Genomic DNA, 23637 nt, shown 5'->3' on the forward strand with positions numbered 1-23637 from the left:
GATAAAAAATTTGACCTTTTGATAAAACCGCTTCATTCTCATCAAATGGCGGCGAAATGGGGCGCTGAGGAGTAGCCCCGTACAAAAGACCGCAAAAGAGGTTCTCGCAACGAGAGGGGTCCTGATGACTGTATCCGAGACAAACGATGTGAAGGCGCACCGCCTTTCCGCCGATGACTACATCGAAAATTTTTCCGACATCCATCCGCCGCTGACGCACCACGAAGCGTTGGTCGAGGCTGACCGTTGCTATTTCTGCTACGATGCGCCTTGCATGACAGCCTGTCCGACATCGATCGACATTCCGATGTTCATCCGCAAGATCCAGGCCGACAACCCGGTCGGTTCGGCCAAGACGATTTTCGAGCAGAACATCATGGGGGGCATGTGCGCCCGCGTCTGCCCCACCGAGACCCTGTGCGAAGAGGTCTGCGTGCGCGAGGTGGCCGAAGGCAAGCCGGTCAAGATCGGCCTGCTGCAACGCTATGCCACCGACACCTTCATGGAGCGCGAGCAGCCGCATCCGTTTACCCGCGCTGCCCCCACTGGCAAGAAGATCGCCGTCGTCGGCGCCGGCCCGGCCGGCCTGTCCTGCGCCCACCGCCTCGCCACTTACGGCCATGACATTACCGTCTTCGAGGCCCGCGAGAAGGCCGGCGGTCTCAACGAATATGGCATCGCGTCCTACAAGACGACCAATGATTTTGCCCAGGACGAGGTCGACTTCATCCTGCAGATCGGCGGCATCACCATCGAAAACGGCAAGGCGCTCGGCCGCGACATCACCCTCGACCAGCTCTCGGCTGAATTCGACGCGGTATTCCTCGGTGTCGGTCTTCCCGGCGTCAACGCACTGGGCCTTGAAGGTGAGAATGCAGACGGCGTTATCGATGCCGTCGATTTCATTGCGGTGCTGCGTCAGGCGGAAGATCTTTCCCAGCTGGAAGTCGGACGCCGGGTTGTCGTCATCGGCGGTGGCATGACCGCAATCGATGCGGCGATGCAGTCCAAGCTGCTTGGCGCCGAGGAAGTGACCATCACCTACCGGCGCGGCCAGGAACACATGAATGCCTCGCTCTATGAGCAGGAACTGGCCCAGACCAATGGCATCACGATCCGTCACTGGATGATGCCGAAAGGCCTCGCGGTCTCAAACGGGGCCGTCAAGGCCGTCACCCTGGAAAAGACCGAACTCGATGCTTCCGGCAAGCTGGTCGGGACCGGCGAAATGGTCACCATCGAAGCCGACCAGGTGTTCAAGGCCATCGGCCAGACGCCCGATCCGGCACCACTCGCCGGCTGCGCGATCGAATTGGAGAAGGGCCGCATCCGCGTCGATGAGCATCGCCGCACCTCGCACAGCAAGATCTGGGCCGGCGGCGACTGTGTCGCCGGTGGCGAGGACCTCACCGTGGCCTCCGTCGAAGACGGCAAGGTCGCTGCTGAAAGCATTCACAAAGCCCTGATGGCTTGAGGGAGGAAGAGATATCATGGCTGACCTTTCCACCAATTTTCTCGGTATCAGATCACCCAACCCGTTCTGGCTCGCCTCGGCGCCGCCGACGGACAAGGCCTACAATGTCGAGCGCGCCTTCGAGGCCGGCTGGGGCGGCGTCGTCTGGAAAACCCTTGGCGAGGCCGGCCCTCCGGTCGTCAACGTCAACGGGCCACGCTACGGCGCCATCTGGGGTCCGGACCGCAGGCTTCTGGGTCTTAACAATATCGAACTGATCACCGACCGCGATCTCGAAGTCAACTTGAGGGAAATCACCGAGGTCAAGAAGCGCTGGCCCGACCGCGCCCTGATTGCCTCGATCATGGTTCCCTGCGACGAGGAAAGCTGGAAAGCCATTCTGCCGCGCGTCGAGGACACCGGCGCCGATGGCATCGAGCTCAATTTCGGCTGCCCGCACGGCATGAGCGAGCGCGGCATGGGATCAGCTGTCGGTCAGGTGCCGGAATACATTCAGATGGTGGCGGAGTGGTGCAAGCACTACTCCAAACTGCCCGTCATCGTGAAGCTGACGCCCAACATCACCGACATCCGCTACCCGGCGCGTGCCGCCAAGGCCGGTGGCGCCGATGCGGTTTCGCTGATCAACACCATCTCCTCGATCGTCTCAGTCGATCTCGACAATTTCGCGCCGGTGCCGACCATCGACGGCAAGGGCTCCCATGGCGGCTATTGCGGCCCGGCGGTCAAACCGATCGCGCTCAACATGGTTGCCGAGATCGCCCGCGATCCGGAAACCCACGGGCTTCCGATCTCGGGCATCGGCGGTGTCCAGACCTGGCGCGACGCGGCTGAGTTCATCGCTCTTGGTTGCGGTACCGTGCAGGTCTGCACCGCGGCCATGACCTACGGTTTCAAGATCGTCGAGGAAATGGCCGAAGGCCTGTCCGACTGGATGGACGAGAAGGGCTACGCCACCATCGCCGACTTCCAGGGCCGCGCAGTGCCCAACGTCACCGACTGGCAGTACCTCAACCTCAACTACGTCACCAAGGCCCGGATCGATCAGGACCTCTGCATCAAGTGCGGCCGTTGCCACATTGCCTGCGAGGACACCTCGCACCAGGCCATCACCTCCATGGTCGACGGCCAGCGCCATTTCGAGGTGATGGACGACGAGTGCGTCGGCTGCAACCTCTGCGTCAATGTCTGCCCCGTTGATGACTGCATCACCATGGTGGAGATGACCGAAGGCACCGATCCGCGCACTGGCAAGCCTATCGATCATGATTACGCCAACTGGACCTCGCACCCCAACAACCCGATGTCGAAACAGGCTGCCGAGTAACTCGCGTCCCCCTGCAAGACATCTGCGCAACAAACCGGCCGTTTTCCGACGGCCGGTTTTTTTGTGCGACGACGATGGTCGCGGACACGGCGTCCGACACCGTCATCCTGTCCGCAGGTCGGTCACCTCTCTGCCTTGTTGCTTGTCTCCCCTGCGTCGAGTTGCTATCAGGCTTCGGGGTCTGTTCATTGTCCGGGGGATGATCATGAAGCTGTATTCCGTACTGGTTCTTCTTGCCTGTCTTGTGCTTGCTTCTTGCCAGACCATGTCGAAAGAAGAATGCGCCGTCGCCGACTGGCGCGTCATTGGCGAACAGGACGGCGCGGCCGGCTATGAGCCGCAAAGCCGCTTCGCCCGCCACGCCAAGGCCTGCGCCAAGGCAGGTGTCTCCGCCAACCAGACTCTCTGGTACCAGGGCTACCAGCAGGGCATTCCGCGCTTTTGCACCCCGCTCAACGGCCTCAGCGTCGGAAGTCAGGGCAAGTCCTACGCCAATGTCTGCCCGGCCAACCTGGAGCCGCGCTTCCGGGAAGGTTACGATCTCGGTCGCACCCATTACAGCAAGAAAAGCCAGATCAATTCGCTTGAATCACGGATTCGCAGCCTGGAGCAGTCGATCCGCGAGGATGAAAAACTGCTCAGCGACGGCACCGACGACCGCCGCACTGTGGAGCGCCGGATCGATAACAACCGCCGTGACATCCGCGAGATCGAGCGTGAGATCGGCCGTCAGCAATCCGATTTGCGGCTTATCGAGGACGAGATGCAGGATTTCCGCTACAGTGTATCGCCGCTGTCGCAGTGAGGGGCGTTACAGAGGCAAAACCGGTTTTGCCGGAGATCGTTCATTCACCGGCACCCCCATCGGCTGGAACCGGCGCACGATAACCGGCCTGACAAACCGCATCCGCCGACACTCCACAGGGCTTCGCATCAGCTAGAAAGCGCCTCCCTCTCCCGCACCGCCTAACCCGGCGCGCTGCCCCGCATGGCGAGCGGATTTTGTCCGTAGTGCTGGCGAAACGCACGTGCGAACCCTTCCGCCGACTGATAGCCATAGCGGCGCGCCACCGCGTCGACGCGGTCCCCGTTCTGAAGGTCCTGCCGCGCCACCAGCAGCCGCCACCGCCGCAGATATGCAGCCGGGGTCTCACCGACGACGCCGGCGAAGGTTTCGGCAAACCGGCTGAGCGAGAGCCCCGCGACCTCCGCCAGGTCATCATTTCGCCAGTTGCGGCCCGGATTGCCGTGAATGGCGACGATGGCCCGGCTCAGCCTTGCATCGGAAAGCCCCGCCAAAAGCCCGGGCTCGGTGGATCCTGCCTCGATTCGAGCCCGCAGCAACCGCACCACCATGACCTCGCCGAGCCGGTTGATGACCGATCCCGATCCACAGCGCGCCGCGGCCAGTTCCGAATGCATCAGGGCAACGAGGCTTGCGGCCTCCGGGTCAGACGCCAGATCGTAACGGAACGTCTCCGGCAGGCCCGCAAGCAGCGGGTTGGACGCCCCGCCCCAGTCGACGTCTGCCGCAAACACCACGCTCTCGGCCGCAAGCTCTGCCCCGACCCCGGCCCGCCCGAACCAGATCTCGCCCAACCTGCCGCCATGGCCTGTTGTCACCACCATCGTGGCGGTCTCCAAGGGCGCCGGTCTCACCTGCAAGGTGAATCGCTCCATCAATGCTGTGAGCCTGTCGATACGCGCCATATCGGATTTTCCGTCAGTTAATTGGGATTTTCCAGACAATAATTCCTGTAGTGTGCCCGAACAACCCCAAACGAAAGGTCTCCCGATGCTCCTGCCCCGCCAGAAAACCCCGGATCTCAAACTCCCGACCCTTGATCACGGGACGTTTGATTTCACAACAGAAGCGTCAGAGCGCGGAACCATCATCTGCTTCTATCGCGGACTGCATTGCCCGATCTGCGCCAACTATCTCACCGAATTCCAGAAGCGTGTCGCTGATTTTGCCGAACGCGGCGTCGCCACCATCGCCATCAGTTCCGACGGCGAGGAGCGCACCCGCCAGATGGCCGAGAAGATCGGCGCCGACACATTGCGCTTCGGCTACGACCTCTCTCTGGCCAAGGCGCGTGAATGGGGGCTTTACATCTCCACCTCGCGCGGCACCACCTCGATCGGCATCGAGGAGCCGGCATTGTTCTCGGAACCCGGCCTGTTCATGGTCACGCCGGAACAGACCCTGTATTACGGTTCGGTGCAGACCATGCCCTTCGTACGCCCGCATTTTTCCGAACTGGTCGGCGCACTCGACTTCGCCATCAAGAACAACTACCCGGCACGCGGCGAATACACCGGCGCGGTCTGATAACCGGGCTTTCTCTCCGGGCGCGCTAGATCGAGCGCTGATTTACACGCTGGGAAAGCGCTTCGGCGCTTTCCACCCGCTCCGAGTAGCGATCAACGAGATACTCCGCCCGGCCCCGCGTCAGCAGCGTGAACTTCATCAGCTCTTCCATCACATCGACCATGCGGTTGTAGAATGGTGACGGCTTCATGCGGCCGTCCTTGTCGAACTCGGCAAAGGCCTTGGGCACCGAGGACTGGTTGGGAATGGTGATCATCCGCATCCAGCGACCGAGAACCCTCATCTGGTTGAGCGTGTTGAAGCTCTGCGATCCTCCACTGACCTGCATCAACGCCAGCGTCCGGCCTTGCGTCGGCCGCACCCCGCCGATCGGCGCCAGCGGCAGCCAGTCGATCTGGGTCTTCATCACCCCGGTCATGGCACCGTGCCGCTCCGGCGAGCACCAGACCTGGGCTTCCGACCAGAGCGAGAGCTCGCGCAACTCCGCCACCTTCGGATGATTTTCGGCATCGTCGGAGACCAGCGGCAGCCCTGCCGGATCGAACACCCGCACATCAGCCCCGAGCGCTTCGAGAACCCGTCCCGCTTCCTGTGTGAGGAACCGGGAGTAGGACCGCGCCCGCAAGGATCCGTAAAGCATCAGCACCCGCGGCGGATGATCCGGCTCGCCGGGCGAGGCCAGTCTTTCGACGTCGGGACGCAGGAAGCTTTCCGGCTCGATATTGGGCATGTCCTTGCTCATGGTGCAACCACAACCTCGCCGTCTTCCTTGGTGTAGCGCGTGCCGGAAGCAACATCGAGAAGCGCGAACACGGCTTCCGACGGCCGGCACAGGGCCACACCCCTGGGCGTGCAGACGATCGGCCGGTTGACCAGCACCGGATGTTCGAGCATCGCATCCAGAATGGCTTCGTCGCTGACCGACGGATCGGTGAGGCCCAGCTCTTCGGCCGGCGATTTCGACACCCGCAGCGCCGTGCGTGGTGTCAGGTCCGCAGCCGCAAACAGCGCTTGCAGCTGCGGACGGGTCCAGCCGGTCTGCAGATACTCGACAATCACCGGCTCCTCTGCAAATGCCCGGATGATTTCGAGCACATTCCGCGAGGTCCCGCATCCCGGATTGTGATGAATGACGATGCTCATGGTCGACTCCTTCGCCCTGATCTTTTGCCTCGCTTAGCGCATGCTTGAACCCATTGCCAGCATTATATCAAGATTTCTTGATTTATAATCCGCGAGAGGTGCTCGCTTGGCTTCTTTCTGATCTTCTCACCTGAATCGGATTACACCGAGTTGAGAGACGGTTGGCGTCCACCGCTTGGCCATTGCAGCATCCTGCGCTATCGGTGGCTGAAAACTTACGACACGAAGGATTACCCAATGAGCATCGATCTCACCGGCAAGACAGCATTGATCACCGGCGCCAGCCGCGGCATTGGCGAAGCCGCGGCCCGAATCCTGGCAGGATACGGCGCCAATGTCGTGCTGGCGGCGCGCTCGACGTCAGACTGTGAGCGGATCGCCACTGAGATCGGCGGCAAGGCGCTGGCCGTCGCCTGCGACGTTGCCCGCTACAGCGATGTCGAAGCGGCCATCGGCAAGGCTGTCTCCCATTTTGGCAGTCTCGACATTCTCGTCAACAATGCCGGTCTGATAGATCCCATTGCCCGCATCGAGGAGTCCGACCCCGAAGCCTGGGGCCAGGTGGTCGATGTCAATCTGAAGGGGGTCTATCACGGTCTGCGTGCGGCAATCCCCGTCATGAAAAAGCAGGGCAGCGGCGTCATCATCAACATCTCGTCAGGTGCGGCGACCGGTGCGCTGGAAGGGTGGAGCCATTATTGCGCCACCAAGGCCGCAGTTCTCTCGCTCACCCGCAATGCGCACAAGGAGAACGCTGACGACAATGTCCGTATCGTCGGCCTGTCTCCCGGAACCGTGGCCACCGACATGCAGCGCAAGATCAAGGATTCCGGCGTCAATCCGGTCAGCCAGCTCAACTGGTCGCAGCACATCTCCCCCGAATGGGTCGGCGAGGCGATCGCCTGGCTGGCGACCGATGCCGGCCGTGCGCATGACGGCGATGACTTCTCGCTGAAAACCGAGGAAGGCCGCCGCGCGGTCGGCCTGATCAGCTGACAATCCGCAAGCTCAAGGGACCCGTACGCGCGGCGTTTCCGCTTTTTCTGCCTGGGGTCGCAGCCCGTCGAGAAACAGCGTTTCGAGATAGCGCGCGGCGTCCTCGAACCGGCCCTCCGAGCCGCGGTCCGGCCCCAGGATGACCTGCACCTGGGTGTCGAAATCAGCATAATGCTGGGTGGTCGACCAGATCGAGAAGATCAGATGGCGGGCATCAACCGGGTTGATCTGCCCGTCTTTCATCCAGCCATGCAGGACTTCGACCTTCTCGTCGACCAAGGGCTTGAGCTCGCTCTCGAGAAGGCGCTTGATGCGCGGTGCGCCCTGCAGGATCTCGTTGGCGAAAAGCCTGCTCTCGCGCGGAAAATCACGCGCCATTTCAAGCTTGCGGCGAATGTAGGACTGCAGTTCCGGCAACGGGTCACCGGTTGCATCAAGCTCCCGCAAAGGCTCGAGCCATGTCTTGAGCAAACGCGCGATCAGCGCTTCGTACATGTCCTGCTTGCGGCGGAAATAATACAGCAGGTTGGGCTTTGACATGCCGGCATGCTCGGCGATCCGGTCGATGGTGGCGCCGCGAAAGCCATGCGCCGAAAACTCCTCAAGCGCCGCATCGAGAATCCGTTCTTCATTCTCCATCTGGATGCGGGTCTTGCGCTGGGTTTCCGTGGCTCTAGCCTTCAAGTTGTGCGCTCCATGTCATCCCCTGGTCCGGCCATAGTTTGTCCCGACAGAGCTGTTACGGATATGGCCGAATTTGCCTTGACCGGAATATTGACCCTGCTAGAGTTTTATCAAACAGTCAATATTTTCGTCCTTCAGCTGTTGTGCGAAATACAAGCCTGGCAAGGGGCTATTGACCAACGATCGGGAACTCATTGCGTCAGGAGGCGCACCAGCCATGTCAAACCGGCTCAACACCACCCCCAACGATCTGCGCGCCTTCTGGATGCCGTTTACGGCCAATCGCCAGTTCAAGCAGAACCCGCGCATGCTGGTCGGCGCCAAGGACATGCATTTTACCTCCTCCGACGGCCGCCAGATCCTCGACGGCACCGCCGGCCTGTGGTGTGTCAATGCCGGTCACTGCCGCCCGAAGATCACCGAGGCGATCGCCCAGCAGGCAGGTGAGCTGGACTACGCCCCCGCTTTCCAGATGGGCCATCCGAAAGCGTTCGAACTCGCAAACCGGCTGGTCGACATTGCGCCTGAGGGCATGAACCATGTGCTGTTCACCAACTCGGGATCCGAGTCGGTCGAAACCGCGCTCAAGGTGGCGCTCGCCTATCACCGGGTGAAGGGCGACGGGTCCCGCTCCCGCCTGATCGGCCGCGAGCGCGGCTATCACGGCGTCAATTTCGGCGGCATCTCGGTCGGCGGCATCGTCACCAACCGCAAGATGTTCGGCACCTTGCTGACCGGTGTCGACCACATGCCGCATACCCATTTGCCGAAGCAGAACGCGTTTACCAGGGGTGAGCCCGAGCATGGCGGCGATCTGGCGAGCGAACTCGAGCGCATCGTCACCCTGCACGACGCCTCTACCATCGCAGCGGTCATTGTCGAGCCGGTCGCCGGCTCCACCGGCGTGTTGATCCCGCCGAAGGGCTATCTCAAGAAACTGCGCGAGATCTGCACCAAGCACGGCATCCTGCTGATCTTCGACGAGGTCATCACCGGCTTTGGCCGTCTCGGCTCGCCCTTTGCCGCTCAGCACTTCGACGTCATGCCCGACATGATCACATCCGCCAAGGGACTGACCAACGGCGTCATCCCGATGGGGGCGGTGTTCGTGACCTCGGAAATTCATGATGCCTTCATGCAGGGCCCCGAGCACATGATCGAGTTCTTCCACGGCTACACCTATTCGGGCAGCCCGATTGCCTCGGCCGCGGCCCTTGCCACGCTCGACACCTACAAGGAAGAGGGCCTGCTGACCCGTGCCGCGGAACTGGCGCCCTACTGGGAAGAGCAGCTGCATTCACTGAAAGACTGCCCGCATGTGATCGACATCCGCAACACCGGCCTGATCGGCGCCATCGAGCTCGATCCGATTGCCGGCGAGCCGACAAAGCGTGCCTTCTCCGCCTTCCTCAAGGCCTATGATGACGGCTTGCTGATCCGCACGACGGGCGACATCATCGCGCTTTCACCGCCCTTGATCATCTCGAAGGAACAGATCGACGAACTGTTCGAAAAACTGCGCAAAGTACTCATGGGGGTCGCTTGACCATGCAGATCATCGAAAACGCCGTTGGCGGCAAGCTCACCCAATCCGGCTCGGATCGCCGTTCCGCTGTCTTCAACCCGGCCACCGGCGAACAGATTGCCGAACTTCCGCTGTCCACCGTCGAGGAAATCAACGCGGCCGTCGCCAACGCCAAGGCAGCGCAACCGGCCTGGGGCGCCATGCCCCCTCTGAAGCGCGCCCGTTTCATGTTCAAGTTCAAGGAACTGCTCGACAAGCACGCCGCCGACATCGCCCGCGAAATCTCGCGCGAGCACGGCAAGACCCACGATGACGCCCTCGGCGAGGTCGCCCGCGGCATCGAGGTGGTGGAATTCGCCTGCGGCATTCCCAATCTGCTCAAGGGTGATTTTTCCCGCAATGTCGGACCGGGGGTCGATTCCATCGCCGACCGCCAGCCGCTCGGCGTCGTCGCCGGTATCACCCCGTTCAACTTCCCGGCCATGGTACCGATGTGGATGTATCCGATTGCGGTCGCCTGCGGGAACACCTTCGTGCTCAAGCCTTCCGAACGCGATCCTTCCGCCCCGATGCTGGCCTGGAAACTGTTCCAGGAAGCGGGTTTTCCGGAAGGGGTTCTGAACATTGTTCATGGCGACAAGCTCGCCGTCGACACGCTGCTCGACCATCCCGACATCAAGGCGGTCAGCTTCGTCGGCTCCACCCCGATTGCCGAGTATGTCTATTCGCGCGGCACCGCCAACGGCAAACGCGTGCAGGCGCTCGGCGGGGCCAAGAACCACATGGTTGTCATGCCCGACGCCGACATGGACCAGGCCGCCGATGCGCTGATGGGCGCGGGCTATGGCTCGGCCGGCGAGCGCTGCATGGCGATTTCCGTTGCCGTCCCCGTCGGCGAGAAGACCGCGGACGCACTGGTAGAAAAACTCAAGCCCCGCGTCGAGGCGCTCAAGATCGGCCCGGCCAGCGACGACACGGCGGAGATGGGCCCCGTGGTTACAAAGCAGCATCAGGAAAAGGTGCTCGGTTACATCGATCAGGGTGTGAACGAAGGCGCCGAGCTGGTGGTCGACGGCCGCGGTTTCTCGCTGCAGGGCTACGAGAACGGCTACTTCGTCGGCGGCACGCTGTTTGACCGCGTCACCACCGACATGAGCATCTACAAGGAAGAGATCTTCGGACCTGTTCTTTCGGTCGTCCGCGCCGGAACCTTCGACGACGCCGTCAAGATGATCAACGACCACGAATACGGCAACGGCACCGCCATCTTCACCCGCGACGGCGACGCGGCCCGTGCCTTCTCCGATTCCATCGAGGTCGGCATGGTCGGCGTCAACGTGCCGATCCCGGTGCCGGTGGCCTATCATTCCTTCGGTGGCTGGAAGCGCTCGCTGTTCGGCGATCACTCGATCTACGGCCCGGAAGGCGTTCGCTTCTACACGCGGCTGAAAACCATCACCTCGCGCTGGCCCAACGGCATCAAGTCCGGCGCGGTGTTCACCTTCCCGAGCTGAGGCAGCACTTACGAACCACCACCCCGGGCGGTTCCGGGGTGGTCCGAAAACGGAACAGACCAGAGGAACCGACCATGTCCGCACCCGCCGCCAACCTTCGCATCAACGCCGACAGGCTGTGGGACTCCCTCATGGAGATGGCCAAGATCGGCCCCGGCGTGGCCGGCGGCAACAATCGCCAGACCCTGACCGACGAGGACGGCGAAGGCCGGCATCTGTTCCGCAAATGGTGCGAGCAGGCCGGCATGACCATGGGTGTCGACACCATGGGCAACATGTTCATGACCCGGCCCGGCACCGATCCCGATGCGCTGCCGGTCTATGTCGGCTCGCACCTCGACACCCAGCCCACCGGCGGCAAGTATGACGGCGTGCTCGGCGTGCTCGCAGGCCTCGAACTGGTCCGCACGCTCAACGATCTCGACATCAAGACGAAGCACCCGATCGTCGTGGTCAACTGGACCAACGAGGAAGGCACCCGCTTTGCACCGGCCATGCTGGCGTCGGGCGTGTTTGCCGGCGTCCACACCCAGGATTGGGCCTATGACAAGGTCGACGCCAAGGGCAAGCGCTTCGGCGACGAGCTCGAGCGCATCGGCTGGAAGGGCGACGAGGAAGTGGGTGCCCGGAAGATGCACGCGCTGTTCGAATTGCACATCGAGCAGGGGCCGATCCTGGAAGCCAAGGGCAAGGATATCGGTGTCGTCACCCATGGCCAGGGCCTGCGCTGGGTGCAATGCACCGTCACCGGCAAGGAAAGCCACACCGGCTCCACCCCTATGTCGATGCGGCTCAACGCCGGCCGCGGCCTCGCCCAGATCACCGAGCTCGTGCACGACATCGCCATGGACAACGCCCCCAATGCGGTGGGCGCCATCGGCCATATCGACGTCTATCCCAACTCCCGCAACATCATTCCGGGCAAGGTGGTCTTTACCATCGATTTCCGCAGCCACGAACTCGACACGTTGAACGGCATGGTCGACCGGCTGATGGCGGAAGCCCCGAAACTCTGTGACGCGCTCGGCGTCAGCTTCGAGGCCGAGATCGTTGGCCAGTTCGACCCGCCGGAATTCGACCATGGCTGCGTCAAGGCGATCCGCGACGCCGCCGAACGGCTCGGCTATTCGCACATGGACATCATCTCCGGTGCCGGCCACGATGCCTGCTGGATCAACCGCGTCGCCCCGACCGCCATGGTCATGTGCCCCTGTGTGGACGGGCTGAGCCACAACGAGGCAGAGGAGATCACCAAGGAATGGGCCGGCGCGGGCGCCGACGTGCTCATGCATGCGGTGGTCGAGACGGCCGGGGTGGTTGAGTGATAGCGCCAGGCGCACCAGGCAATCCTCCCTCCCCCTGGAGGGGAGGGATCGAGGGTGGGGGGCTCATTGTGTCACCAAGCTTGAATTCACCCAGATCCCTGGCTCGGGCGCGACAGCTTCGCCGAGCTATGACCGATGGCGAAAAGCGGCTTTGGCAGGCCTTGAAGGACTTCAGAAAACTCTATGGAATTCACGGCCGCAGGCAGAGCCCGATTGGACCGTGTGTTGCAGACTTTGCATTCCACTCAGCCAAGCTTGTCATAGAGGTGGATGGAGAGCATCATTTTACTGCGGCGGGAACTGCCCGGGACAAGAAGCGCGATGCGTGGTTGGCGGAAGCAGGATACAGCGTGATCCGATTCAACACCGGTGAACTGGCAGAGTCCTATGATGCCTGCATCGAAAAAATACTGCATGAACTGGGGCTGATGAAATGATCAATATGCCCCCCACCCCTATCCCCTCCCCTCCAGGGGGAGGGGGACTGTCTAACCCAAGACGGAGCTAGTGCCTTGACCACATCAGCCAAAGTCGTGCCGCTTGAGAGCACTGACGAGAGCCAACTTCGCATAGACCTCGCAGCCGCGCTTCGCCTGGCCGCCTATTACAACTGGCACGAAGGTGTCGCCAACCATTTCTCAGCCGCCGTCTCGCCCGACGGCAGAAAGTTTCTGATGAACCCGCGCTGGAAACACTTCTCCCGCGCCCGGGCCAGTGAACTGCTCCTCATTGACGCTGATGACCCCGAAACAATGAACCGGCCGGATGCGCCCGATCCCTCGGCCTGGTCGATCCACGGCGCCATTCACCGCCGCGTGCCCCATGCCCGGGTGGCGCTGCACCTGCACCCGCCGCATGCCACGGCACTTGCCGGGCTGAAGGACCCCTCGATCAAGCCGATTGACCAGACCACTGCGCGGTTCTTCAACCGGCTGGCAATGGACATGAGTTTCGGCGGCATCGCCAATGACGAAGCCGAGGGCGAGCGCATCGCGGCCTCCATCGGCAATTACTCCAACGTCATGATGGCCAATCACGGTGTCACCACCGTGGCCCGGACGGTGGCCGAGGCCTTTGACGCCATGTACCACCTAGAGCGCGCGGCGCGGACCATGGTTCTGGCCTACTCGACCGGCCAGCCGCTCAATGTCATGAACGACGAGCTGGCCGAATCCGTCGCCCGTGAATGGGAAGTCTACAAGGACGCCGAATTCTCGCATTTCGAGGAAATGAAACTTGTACTCGACCGGGAGAACCCCGGCTATGCCGACTAGGCCAACTGAATCTTTGAAAAGGCCGCGCCAAGACGGCTGATCAAACCAAACTGGAACAGCAAGAGGACGTGCATCATGAGCACCACCGTCATCAAGAACGGAACCATCGTCACCGCCGATCTGACCTACAAGGCCGATGTGATGATCGAGGGCGGCGTCATTACCGCCATCGGACCCAACCTCGTCGGCGACAAGTCGCTCGATGCCACCGGATGCTATGTCATGCCCGGCGGCATCGACCCGCACACCCATCTCGAAATGCCGTTCATGGGGACCTATTCGACCGATGATTTCGAAAGCGGCACCCGCGCAGCACTTTCGGGCGGCACCACCATGGTGATTGATTTCGCCCTCCCCGCGCCGGGCCAGTCGCTGCTGGAAGCCATCACCATGTGGGACAACAAGTCGACCCGCGCCCATTGCGACTACTCCTTCCACATGGCGATCACCTGGTGGGGCGAGCAGGTGTTCAACGAGATGGAGACCGTGGTCAAGGACAAGGGCATCACCACCTTCAAGCATTTCATGGCCTACAAGGGCGCGCTGATGGTTGATGATGACGAGATGTACTCATCCTTCTGCCGCGTTGGCGAACTCGGCGGCATCGCCATGGTCCACGCCGAAAACGGTGATGTGGTGGCGCAATTGCAGGCCAAGCTCCTGGCCGAGGGCAACAACGGGCCCGAGGCGCACGCCTATTCGCGGCCTGCGGAAGTCGAGGGCGAAGCCACCAACCGAGCCATCATGATTGCCGACATGGCCGGCACCCCGCTTTATGTGGTGCACACATCCTGCGAGCAGAGCCACGAAGCCATCCGCCGTGCCCGCCAGAAGGGCATGCGCGTCTGGGGTGAACCGCTGATCCAGCATCTGACACTCGACGAGAGCGAATATGCCCATCCCGACTGGGACCACGCTGCCCGCCGGGTGATGAGCCCGCCGTTCCGCAACAAGATGCATCAGGAATCGCTCTGGGCCGGCCTCTCTGCAGGCTCGCTGCAGGTGGTCGCCACCGACCATTGCGCGTTCTCCACCGAACAGAAGCGCTTTGGCGTCGGCGATTTCACCAAGATCCCGAACGGCACCGGCGGGTTGGAAGACCGCATGCCGATGCTCTGGACCTATGGCGTCACCACCGGCCGTCTGACCATGAACGAGTTTGTCGCCGTCACCTCGACCAACATCGCAAAGATCCTCAATTGCTACCCGAAAAAAGGTGCGGTGCTGGTTGGTGCCGATGCCGATCTGGTGGTCTGGGATCCGGAGAAATCCAAGACCATTTCCGCCAGCACCCAGCAGTCGGCGATCGATTACAACGTCTTCGAGGGCAAGCAGCTCAAGGGACTGCCGCGCTACACGCTGACCCGTGGGCGGGTGGCCGTCGACGATGGCGAGGTCAAGCCGCAGGAAGGCCATGGCGAGTTCGTCAAGCGCGAACCGGTGACGCCGATCAACAAGGCGCTGTCGACCTGGAAGGAAGTCTCCTCCCCGCGCAAGGTTGAACGCACCGGCATCCCGGCGACCGGGGTATAATGGCATGGTCCTTGCCCGCATCATCAATGGTGCCGGCAAGGATCGATACAATGGACTTTCCTGGGGAATGCAATGAAACAAAAAAGCGGCGACCCATGCCTGAGACAGTGATATCTGCCCAAAATCTGGACCTCACCTTCGAGACCAATGACGGTCCGGTGCATGCACTCAAGGGCATCACGCTGGACATCGCCGAAGGCGAATTCGTCTCGCTGATCGGGCCTTCGGGCTGCGGCAAGACCACGCTTCTGCGGGTGATCGCCGATCTCGAGCAGCCGACCGGAGGTTCGGTCTCGGTCAATGGCATGACACCGGAACAAGCCCGCCTCGCCCGCGCCTATGGCTATGTGTTCCAGCAGGCGGCACTCTTGCCCTGGCGCACCATCGAGGACAACATCGCGCTGCCGCTTGAGGTCATGGGGCTCGATGCGGCCACGCGTGCGTCACGGATCAGGAGCAATCTCGAACTGGTCAATCTGGCCGGTTTCGAGAAGAAGTTCCCCTGGCAGCTGTCCGGTGGCATGCAGCAGCGCGCCTCCATTGCCCGCGCACTCGCCGTCGAACCGGACATGCTGTTGATGGACGAACCCTTTGGCGCGCTTGACGAGATCGTCCGCGATCACCTCAACGAGCAACTGCTCAAACTCTGGGCCAAGACGAAAAAGACGGTTGTCTTCGTCACGCACTCGATCCCGGAAGCCGTCTTCCTGTCGACCAAAATCGTGGTCATGAGCCCGCGCCCGGGCCGAATTCACCAGATCATCGACTGCAGCGCACTGGGCACTGACCGGCCGCTCGACATTCGCGAAAGCGCGGAATTTCTCAGGATCGCACATCAGGTGCGCGAAGGCTTGAAAGCGGGACACAGCTACGATGACTAGCGCGCCCAGACCACGACAGGACAGCGCGCTGTTGCTTCGCTACGCCACCGTGGCCGACTTGCCGGTCTGCGCGGCCATCATCAATGACTATATCGATGCCACGGACTGGCTTCCGCGAACGATCGACCACGCCGCTGTCGAGGCGCTGTTCGTTCCGGCCCTGCTGGAAGCCCGCACGCTGTTTGTGGCAGAAGATGATGGCGAGATCCTTGGCTATCTCTCGATGAGCAAAGACGGCTTTGTCCCCGCTCTCTATCTGCGACCCGATGCGCGCGGCAAGGGCATTGGCAAGATGCTGCTTGATGCGGCGAAGGCGGCGCACCCGGACGGCCTCGAGCTCACCGTCTTCGAACGCAACATTGATGCGCTGCGCTTTTACGAGCGTGAGGGTTTCCATGAGGATGTCTCCCGCCGCGACACTGCCACCGAGGAGGGCATTCCGACGCTGTGGATGCGCTGGCCCGGAGGTTCGGCATGAGTGACAGCAGCCTCTTCAGAGACAAGATCCTGCCGATCGGAACGGTGGTGCTCGCCATCATCGCGATCTGGTACGCCGCAGCGGTGGTCCTCAACACGCCGTTTGAACGCGACCAGGCCGAACGTGCCGGCACAGCAGTCGGTTTTTTTGAAATCCTGCCGCGCACCATGGCCCAGGACCGGCCGGTGCTGCCGGCGCCGCACCAGGTCTTCGCCGAGCTCTGGGATACCACCGTCGGCAAGAAGATCACGTCCAAGCGCAGCCTGATCTACCACTCCTGGATCACGCTGTCCTCGACCCTGCTCGGCTTCGCCATGGGCACCGTGCTTGGTGTCGCGCTCGCAGTCGGCATTGTCCATTTCCAGACGCTTGACCGCTCGCTGATGCCCTGGATTATCACTTCGCAGACAATCCCCATCCTGGCGATCGCACCGATGATCATCGTCGTGCTCAACGCAGTCGGCATCTCCGGGTTGTTGCCGAAAGCGACGATCTCGATGTATCTCTCCTTCTTCCCCATTGCTGTCGGCATGACCAAGGGGCTGCGCTCGCCGGAAGTCATGCATCTCGATCTGATGCGCACCTATTCCGCCACGGCATCCCAAACCTTCTGGAAACTTCGCCTGCCCGCGGCGGTGCCGTTTCTCGTCACCTCGATGAAGGTTGCCATTTCCATTGCACTGGTCGGTGCGATCGTCGGCGAATTGCCAACTGGTGCCGTCGCAGGACTTGGCGCACGGCTTCTGGCCGGATCCTACTATGGTCAGACCGTGCAGATCTGGTCGGCGCTGCTGATGGCGGCAGCCCTGGCAGGTCTTCTGGTCATGACGGTTGATATCATCGGAAACCGGGTCAACCGGCGCATGGGAGTGAAACCGGCATGAACGGGCCCTTTCTGACCGCTATTGTCTTCTGGCTCGCCGCATGGGCGGCCAATGCCTGGCTTGCCCGGCTCAAACCGAAAAGCGCAGCACTCGCCAGGCTGATCAATATCCTGATCCCGGTGCTTTTCGGCGCTGCGTTGATTGCGCTCTGGGAAGGGGTGACACGCGGCTTCAACGTGCCGAGCGTGCTGCTGCCGGCCCCGTCGATGATCTGGGACCGGATTTTGAGTTCCACCCACATCCTCTGGGCGGATTTCCAGCAGACCTATCTCAAGGCGGTGATCGCCGGTTACGTGATGGGATGCGGCATCGGCTTCCTGACCGCCATTCTGGTCGACCGCAGCCCGTTCCTGCGAAAGGGCGTGATCCCGGTCGGCAATCTGGTCGCAGCGCTGCCGATCGTCGGCGTTGCTCCCATCATGGTGATGTGGTTCGGTTTCGACTGGCAGTCAAAGGCCGCCGTTGTCGTCGTGATGACCTTCTTCCCGATGCTGGTCAACACCGTTGCGGGACTCGCCGCGACCAGCTCGATGGAGCGCGACCTGATGCGCACCTATGCCGCATCGCGCTGGCAGACCCTGTTCAAACTGCGGCTTCCCGCCGCTATGCCTTTCATATTCAATGCACTTAAGATCAACTCGACTCTGGCGCTTATCGGGGCCATTGTTGCGGAGTTCTTCGGCACCCCGATCGTCGGCATGGGCTTCAGGATCTCCACCGAAGTCGGGCGCATGAATGTGGATATGGTCTGGGCCACGATTTTTGTCGCGGCCCTGGCCGGGTCACTTTCCTACGGGCTTATTGCGCTCGCGGAAAGGGCCGTAACTTTCTGGCATCCGTCCTACCGGCGCCGAGCCGGTTCATAACAAGACGGAGCCGCAACCAGAGGAGAATGGCATGAAAAAGACGATCTCGATTACAATGGGGCTGGCGCTTTCGTTGATGGCCGGTTCGGCGCTTGCGGCCGACAAGCTGACGCTGCAGCTCAAATGGGTGACCCAGGCCCAGTTTGCCGGCTATTACGTTGCCAAGGACAAGGGCATGTATGAAGCAGCCGGTCTCGATGTCGAAATCAAGCCCGGCGGCCCTGATATCGCGCCTCCGCAGGTCATCGCCGGTGGTGGCGCCGACGTCATCGTCGACTGGATGCCTTCGGCGCTCGCCAGCCGCGAAAAGGGTGTGCCGCTTGTCAACATTGCCCAGCCTTTCAAGGCCTCGGGCATGATGCTGACCTGCCTCAAGGAGACTGGCATCACGTCGCCCGACGATTTCAAGGGCAAGACCCTCGGTGTCTGGTTCTTCGGCAATGAGTATCCGTTCCTGTCGTGGATGAGCACGCTGGGCATTCCGACCCAGGGCGGAGAAGATGGTGTCGAGGTTCTCAAGCAGGGCTTCAATGTCGATCCGCTGATTCAGAAGCAGGCCGACTGTGTCTCGACCATGACCTACAACGAATATTGGCAGGTGATCGACGCCGGCATTTCCGCCGACGACCTGGTCACCTTCAAGTATGAAGAAGAAGGCGTGGCAACTCTCGAGGACGGCCTCTACGTGCTCGAGTCGAGCCTTGAAGACCCTGAAATGGTCGACAAGCTTGCCCGCTTCGTCAAGGCCTCGATGGAAGGCTGGAAATGGGCCGAGGAAAATCCGGACGAAGCCGCCGAGATCGTTCTCGAGAATGACGCCAGCGGCGCCCAGACCGAAGAGCACCAGAAGCGCATGATGGGCGAAATCGCCAAGCTGACCGCCGGCTCCGACGGCACACTTGACGAAGCCGACTATCGGCGCACCGTCGACACATTGCTCCAGGGCGGTTCCGACCCGGTGATCACCAAGGAACCGGAAGGCGCCTGGACCTCTGTCGTCACCGACAAGATGAAGTCCATGTAATCAGCCGTTTCGGCTAAACTCGACCGGCCGGCAGACATGCCGGCCGGTTTTTTGATACGCAGTCACAACGATACGGAGCCTCCATGACGGACAGACTTGGCGACATGATTGATCAGGGCACGGGCCGCAAGCCTGCCGACATCGTTCTCAAGGGCGGCAGGCTGTATGACCTCACCACCGGCGAGTTGCGCGAAGGTGACATCGCAATCTGCGGCGACCGCATCGTCGGCACGCTGGAAAGCTACGAGGGTCTCGAGACAATCGACATTTCCGGCAAGATCGTCGTACCGGGTTTTATCGACACCCATCTGCACATCGAGAGTTCGCTCGTCACCCCGCATGAATTCGACCGCTGTGTCCTGCCACGCGGCATCACCACGGCGATCTGCGACCCGCACGAAATTGCCAATGTCATCGGCGCCACCGGCATCCGCTATTTCCTCGATTGCTCGGAGCAGACAATCATGGATATCCGGGTGCAGCTCTCGAGCTGCGTTCCCGCCACCCATCTCGAAACCGCCGGCGCACGGCTGGACATCGAGGATCTGCTGCCCTTTCGCGACCATCCGCAGGTGATCGGTCTCGCCGAGTTCATGAACTTTCCCGGCGTGCTGGCCAAGGATCCCGCCTGCATGGCCAAGCTTGAAACCTTTCAGGGCGGCCATATCGACGGCCACGCCCCCTTGCTGCGCGGCCTGGGCCTTAACGGTTATCTCGCCGCCGGCATCCGCACCGAGCACGAATCGACCACTCCGGAAGAAGCGCTGGAGAAGATGTCAAAAGGCATGCATGTGCTGGTCCGCGAGGGTTCGGTCAGCCGCGACCTCGACGCGCTGATCCCGATCATCACCGAGCGCAATTCGCCTTTTCTGGCGCTGTGCACCGACGACCGCAATCCACTCGACATCGCCGAACACGGCCATCTCGACTACATGATCCGCCACGCCATTTCGAAGGGTGTCGAGCCGCTGGCGATCTACCGCGCCGCGTCGATCTCCGCCGCCCGCGCCTTTGGCTTGAAGGATCGCGGTCTGGTGGCGCCGGGCTGGCGCGCCGATCTGGTGGTGCTCGACAGTCTCGAAAACTGCAACGCCCAGATGGTGTTCTCCGCCGGCCGCCGTGTCACCGACGAGCTGTTCGCCAGCCGCAGCCACACCGACCCTGTAGGCACCGACAGCGTCCGGGCCCCAAATGTCGACGCCGGTGGCTTCACCGTGCGCAAGAACCGCAGCCAGACACCGGTGATCGGCATTGTGCCTGGCAAGATCATCACCGAACGGCGGGATCTGGATCTTGCGATCGACAATGGTGAGAAGAAGATCGACCTGGGCCGCGACATTCTCAAGATCGCGGTGATCGAGCGCCACGGCAAGAACGGCAATATCGCCACCGGCTTCGTGCAGGGCTTTGGTCTCAAGCGCGGCTCCATCGCCTCGACCGTCGGCCATGACAGCCACAATATCTGTGTCGTCGGCGCGACCGAGGCCGACATGGCCGTGGCCGTCAATCGGCTGAGCGAGATCCGTGGCGGTTTCGTCGTGGCAGAGAACGGCAAGGTGGTGGCGGAAATCGCGCTGCCGGTGGCGGGCTTGATGAGCGACCAGCCCTACGAGCATGTGCGCGAGAAGCTGATCCCGTTGCGCAAGGCGGCCAAGGCTTTGGGCGGCACCCTCGATGAGCCGTTCCTGCAACTGGCCTTCCTGCCGCTGCCGGTGATCCCGCATCTGAAGATCTCCGACCGCGGCATGATCGATGTCGATGCCTTCGAGATCATCGATCCTTAAGTTTAGCGCGTTGTTCGATTGATAAGACGCATTCTGCCGCTTTGATTTTATGGGCTGAGACGGATTTTCGGCGAAGGGCATATCTGCTGGTACGTTCAAGGCGAAAAATCGTCTCAGGACTTGAAAGCATGCGGCCCTACGGGTTGGCTGAAACGTGGTTGTCCACTGCGTCGGACGGCTTGAGAGATGGGGCTCAACCGGGCTCAGGCAAGCCGGGCACAAAACACATCAAGCCCCGACAGCATGATGGCGTCCCCTTCGTGACCGGCAGCAAAACCGGGCAGCCGAACCGGCTCGGCAATCGACAAGTCTGATGGCGGCGTCCATTCGACCGGCTGACGGTCCAGATTGAAGACGAACAGGAAGCGTTCGTGCGCCTCCCCCCTTATGAAGGCCAGCAGGTCGCCATTGGTGTTTAGAAAACGCATCGGCCCGTCAACAAGGCCCGGATGCGATTTGCGGAAGGCAAGCGTCTGACGGTAGTGGCTCAGCAGTGAGCCGCTGAGATGGTCTTGCTGATCGACCGCGTGCCGCAGGTGGCTTTCCGGAACCGGAAGCCAGGTGCGCGGCGCAGCAGAGAAACCGGCATGGGCCGCGTCCTTTTCCCAGACCATCGGCGTGCGGCAGCCATCCCTGCCCTTGTAGGCCGGCCAGAAGCGGATACCGTAGGGATCAACGAGATCCTCGAACGCGATTTCGGCTTCTTCAAGTCCCAGTTCCTCGCCCTGGTACAGGCAGATCGACCCGCGGAACGAGGAAAGCAGGGTGATGGCAAAGCGCGCCAGATGTTCGACATCGTCGCCCTCGCGCTTCCAGCGCGACACGTGCCGCTCGACATCATGGTTGGAAAAGGCCCAGCAGACCCAGCCATCCTGCACAACCGATTGGAAATTGGAGATGCTGCGGCGGAAATGTTCGGCCGAGAACTCGCCGCTGAGCATGTCGAACGTGTAGCACATGTGCAGCTTGTCGCCGCCATTTGTATAGGCGGCCACCGTCTTCAGCGAACGCCGGCCATCGCCCACTTCGCCGACAGTCGTGCGGCCGTCATACTCGTTGAGCAGGGCTCTGAGCCGCTGCAGAAAGACGATGTTCTCGGGCTGCGACTTGTCGTAGAGGTGGTCCTGGAAACCGTAGGGATTGGTGTCGGGCGCATCCACACCCATGAAGTTGCCGTCTTCGGTCGACAGCGACAATGCCGGATTGTCCCGTAGCTGCTTGTCGTGAACATAGAAGTTGACGGTGTCGAGCCGGAAACCGTCGACCCCGCGATCGAGCCAGAACCGCACCGTGTCCAGGATCGCATTCTGCACATCGGGATTGTGAAAGTTCAGATCCGGCTGCGAGGCGAGGAAATTGTGCATGTAGTACTGCCGGCGCACCGTGTCCCATTCCCAGGCCGGCCCGCCGAAGATCGACAGCCAATTGTTGGGCGCAGTACCGTCGGGCTTGGGATCGGCCCAGATGTACCAGTCGGCCTTGGGGTTGTCCCTGCTCGATCGGCTTTCCTTGAACCAGGCATGCTGGTCGGATGAATGCGAGATCACCTGGTCAATGATGATCTTGAGCCCCTTGGCATGGGCCAGTTCGATCAGTTCGTCGAAGTCCGACAGTGTGCCGAACATCGCATCGACATCGCAATAGTCCGACACGTCATAGCCGAAATCGGCCATCGGCGACTTGAAGAAAGGCGACAGCCAGATCGCATCGACACCCAAAGAAGCGATATGGTCGAGCCTTTGAATAATGCCGCGAATATCGCCGATACCGTCGCCGGAGGTGTCCTGGAAGGAGCGTGGATAGACCTGGTAGATGACGCAGCCGCGCCACCAGTCGGAGGATTGTGTCTTGCTCACGGCTGGCTCCAATGTTGGGAGGGTGGCGTCCTCAGGCGAAGTGCCATGCTAATCGTTTAAATTAGGCAGGATCTGCATGCAAGCCGGAGAAACGGCGGGGCAGAAGTTGAACAGCTGATGACGACGTCCGCCAAGCTGTTCGCGACGGCTGATGAGCTATGAGTGGCTTATATACGAACGCGACTACTCCGGTACACGTCCTTGGATATTGATGGGTCCTGGAGTCAGGCCGCGGGCACTGCCGAATGCTCTTCGAGGCCGAGCAGGAAGTTGATCGACGGCCGCGACTTCACAAGGTCTTCGATCGAATAGGTTGACAGCACTTCGAAAAAGGCTCCGAGGGCCTTTCTCAGTGCCGCGTTCAGGCCGCAGGAATCCACCAGAGGGCATTCGGTCGCGTCATTCTCGAAGCACTCCGCCATGGCGAAATTGTCTTCCGTCACCTTGACCACATCGAGCAGGGAAATCTCGGCGGCATCGCGGCCAAGACGGATACCGCCATTGCGTCCACGCACAGATTCGACCAATCCGGACTTGGTCAGCGGCTGCAGGATCTTGAACAGGAACAGTTCGGAGACGGAATAGGCCTTGGCAATGTCACCGATACGGCTCAACGGCGCGTCATTGGCGGCACAATACATCAGTATCCGCACTGCGTAGTTGGTTTGGCGTGTTAACCGCATTTTTTCGCTCCGGACCTGATGCTGCGCTTCCATTCGCAAGAGCTGATAGTTTAG

At 61.5% G+C, this 23637-nt stretch carries 23 protein-coding genes; 17 read left to right on the plus strand and 6 right to left on the minus strand.

The genetic code is table 11. From position 1 onward, the window contains the following. Positions 1–124: 124 nt before the first annotated feature. From CRO46_RS05310 to CRO46_RS05320, 3 genes are all read left to right on the plus strand, one after another. Complete coding sequence (locus tag CRO46_RS05310) at positions 125–1474, plus strand: NAD(P)-dependent oxidoreductase (RefSeq protein ID WP_097105690.1); 1350 nt, start codon at positions 125–127, stop codon at positions 1472–1474. Positions 1475–1490: 16 nt separating this feature from the next. Then, positions 1491–2801, plus strand: a complete 1311-nt coding sequence (gene preA, locus CRO46_RS05315; RefSeq protein ID WP_097105692.1) for an NAD-dependent dihydropyrimidine dehydrogenase subunit PreA — start codon at positions 1491–1493, stop codon at positions 2799–2801. A 205-nt stretch (positions 2802–3006) separates the two neighbouring features. Further along, positions 3007–3606, plus strand: a complete 600-nt coding sequence (locus CRO46_RS05320) for a DUF2799 domain-containing protein (RefSeq protein WP_179758957.1) — start codon at positions 3007–3009, stop codon at positions 3604–3606. Positions 3607–3767: 161 nt separating this feature from the next. Here CRO46_RS05320 and CRO46_RS05325 read toward each other — a convergent pair whose 3' ends face one another. Next, a complete protein-coding gene (locus CRO46_RS05325) occupies positions 3768–4511 on the minus strand; it encodes a helix-turn-helix transcriptional regulator (protein WP_244577771.1) in 744 nt (247 codons plus the stop codon). Positions 4512–4596: 85 nt separating this feature from the next. On the opposite strand from CRO46_RS05325, the gene CRO46_RS05330 reads away from it, so the two are divergent. Next, positions 4597–5133, plus strand: coding sequence for a peroxiredoxin-like family protein (locus CRO46_RS05330; RefSeq protein ID WP_097105697.1), 537 nt, complete (start codon positions 4597–4599; stop codon positions 5131–5133). A gap of 25 nt (positions 5134–5158) precedes the next feature. Here the strand turns inward: CRO46_RS05330 and arsH are convergent, their stop codons facing one another. Together arsH and arsC are read right to left on the minus strand one after the other, a co-directional pair. Continuing rightward, a complete protein-coding gene (gene arsH / locus CRO46_RS05335) occupies positions 5159–5875 on the minus strand; it encodes an arsenical resistance protein ArsH (protein ID WP_097105699.1) in 717 nt (238 codons plus the stop codon). Continuing rightward, on the minus strand, positions 5872–6276 hold the full coding sequence (gene arsC, locus CRO46_RS05340; protein WP_097105701.1) for an arsenate reductase (glutaredoxin): 405 nt from the start codon (positions 6274–6276) through the stop codon (positions 5872–5874). Before arsC ends, arsH begins: the two co-directional genes overlap by 4 nt. A gap of 237 nt (positions 6277–6513) precedes the next feature. Here arsC and CRO46_RS05345 point away from each other — a divergent pair, with 237 nt between their 5' ends. Further along, positions 6514–7272 (plus strand): SDR family oxidoreductase, encoded by a 759-nt coding sequence (locus tag CRO46_RS05345; protein ID WP_097105703.1) that lies wholly within the window; start codon positions 6514–6516, stop codon positions 7270–7272. A 12-nt stretch (positions 7273–7284) separates the two neighbouring features. Here CRO46_RS05345 and CRO46_RS05350 read toward each other — a convergent pair whose 3' ends face one another. Beyond that, positions 7285–7911 (minus strand): TetR family transcriptional regulator C-terminal domain-containing protein, encoded by a 627-nt coding sequence (locus tag CRO46_RS05350; protein ID WP_097105704.1) that lies wholly within the window; start codon positions 7909–7911, stop codon positions 7285–7287. Positions 7912–8173: 262 nt separating this feature from the next. On the opposite strand from CRO46_RS05350, the gene aptA reads away from it, so the two are divergent. The 12 genes from aptA to ade all read left to right on the plus strand — a co-directional run bounded on the left by aptA (position 8174) and on the right by ade (position 21044). Next, the gene (gene aptA, locus CRO46_RS05355; RefSeq protein ID WP_097105707.1) at positions 8174–9502 is read left to right on the plus strand and encodes an omega-aminotransferase AptA; all 1329 of its coding nucleotides are present in this window, start codon (positions 8174–8176) and stop codon (positions 9500–9502) included. 2 nt (positions 9503–9504) lie between these two features. Continuing rightward, entirely contained in the window at positions 9505–10995 is a 1491-nt protein-coding gene (locus CRO46_RS05360) for a CoA-acylating methylmalonate-semialdehyde dehydrogenase (RefSeq protein ID WP_097105709.1), read from the plus strand. Positions 10996–11069: 74 nt separating this feature from the next. Continuing rightward, the gene (locus tag CRO46_RS05365; RefSeq protein WP_097105711.1) at positions 11070–12320 is read left to right on the plus strand and encodes a Zn-dependent hydrolase; all 1251 of its coding nucleotides are present in this window, start codon (positions 11070–11072) and stop codon (positions 12318–12320) included. A 68-nt stretch (positions 12321–12388) separates the two neighbouring features. Then, positions 12389–12757: a DUF559 domain-containing protein gene (locus CRO46_RS05370; protein WP_097105712.1), complete on the plus strand. Its 369-nt coding sequence runs from the start codon at positions 12389–12391 to the stop codon at positions 12755–12757. A gap of 75 nt (positions 12758–12832) precedes the next feature. After that, on the plus strand, positions 12833–13594 hold the full coding sequence (locus CRO46_RS05375) for a class II aldolase/adducin family protein (RefSeq protein ID WP_097105714.1): 762 nt from the start codon (positions 12833–12835) through the stop codon (positions 13592–13594). A 75-nt stretch (positions 13595–13669) separates the two neighbouring features. After that, complete coding sequence (gene hydA / locus CRO46_RS05380) at positions 13670–15127, plus strand: dihydropyrimidinase (protein ID WP_097105716.1); 1458 nt, start codon at positions 13670–13672, stop codon at positions 15125–15127. Between the two features lie 95 nt (positions 15128–15222). After that, on the plus strand, positions 15223–16008 hold the full coding sequence (locus CRO46_RS05385; RefSeq protein WP_097105718.1) for an ABC transporter ATP-binding protein: 786 nt from the start codon (positions 15223–15225) through the stop codon (positions 16006–16008). Beyond that, positions 16001–16486 (plus strand): GNAT family N-acetyltransferase, encoded by a 486-nt coding sequence (locus CRO46_RS05390; RefSeq protein WP_097105721.1) that lies wholly within the window; start codon positions 16001–16003, stop codon positions 16484–16486. Before CRO46_RS05385 ends, CRO46_RS05390 begins: the two co-directional genes overlap by 8 nt. Further along, positions 16483–17370, plus strand: a complete 888-nt coding sequence (locus CRO46_RS05395; RefSeq protein WP_097105724.1) for an ABC transporter permease — start codon at positions 16483–16485, stop codon at positions 17368–17370. The genes CRO46_RS05390 and CRO46_RS05395 overlap by 4 nt, the downstream gene beginning before the upstream one ends. Beyond that, the gene (locus CRO46_RS05400; protein ID WP_097105726.1) at positions 17367–18236 is read left to right on the plus strand and encodes an ABC transporter permease; all 870 of its coding nucleotides are present in this window, start codon (positions 17367–17369) and stop codon (positions 18234–18236) included. The genes CRO46_RS05395 and CRO46_RS05400 overlap by 4 nt, the downstream gene beginning before the upstream one ends. 31 nt (positions 18237–18267) lie before the next feature. After that, the gene (locus CRO46_RS05405) at positions 18268–19260 is read left to right on the plus strand and encodes an ABC transporter substrate-binding protein (protein ID WP_097105728.1); all 993 of its coding nucleotides are present in this window, start codon (positions 18268–18270) and stop codon (positions 19258–19260) included. An 83-nt stretch (positions 19261–19343) separates the two neighbouring features. Continuing rightward, positions 19344–21044, plus strand: coding sequence for an adenine deaminase (ade, locus tag CRO46_RS05410; RefSeq protein WP_097105730.1), 1701 nt, complete (start codon positions 19344–19346; stop codon positions 21042–21044). Positions 21045–21247: 203 nt separating this feature from the next. Here ade and bglA read toward each other — a convergent pair whose 3' ends face one another. Continuing rightward, positions 21248–22900: a beta-galactosidase BglA gene (bglA, locus tag CRO46_RS05415; protein WP_097105732.1), complete on the minus strand. Its 1653-nt coding sequence runs from the start codon at positions 22898–22900 to the stop codon at positions 21248–21250. A 224-nt stretch (positions 22901–23124) separates the two neighbouring features. Continuing rightward, a complete protein-coding gene (gene rirA / locus CRO46_RS05420; protein WP_097106529.1) occupies positions 23125–23583 on the minus strand; it encodes an iron-responsive transcriptional regulator RirA in 459 nt (152 codons plus the stop codon). Positions 23584–23637: the final 54 nt, after the last annotated feature.

This window comes from Parahoeflea halophila, assembly GCF_900220985.1.
In the GTDB taxonomy this organism is placed as follows: Bacteria; Pseudomonadota; Alphaproteobacteria; order Rhizobiales; family Rhizobiaceae; genus Hoeflea; species Hoeflea halophila.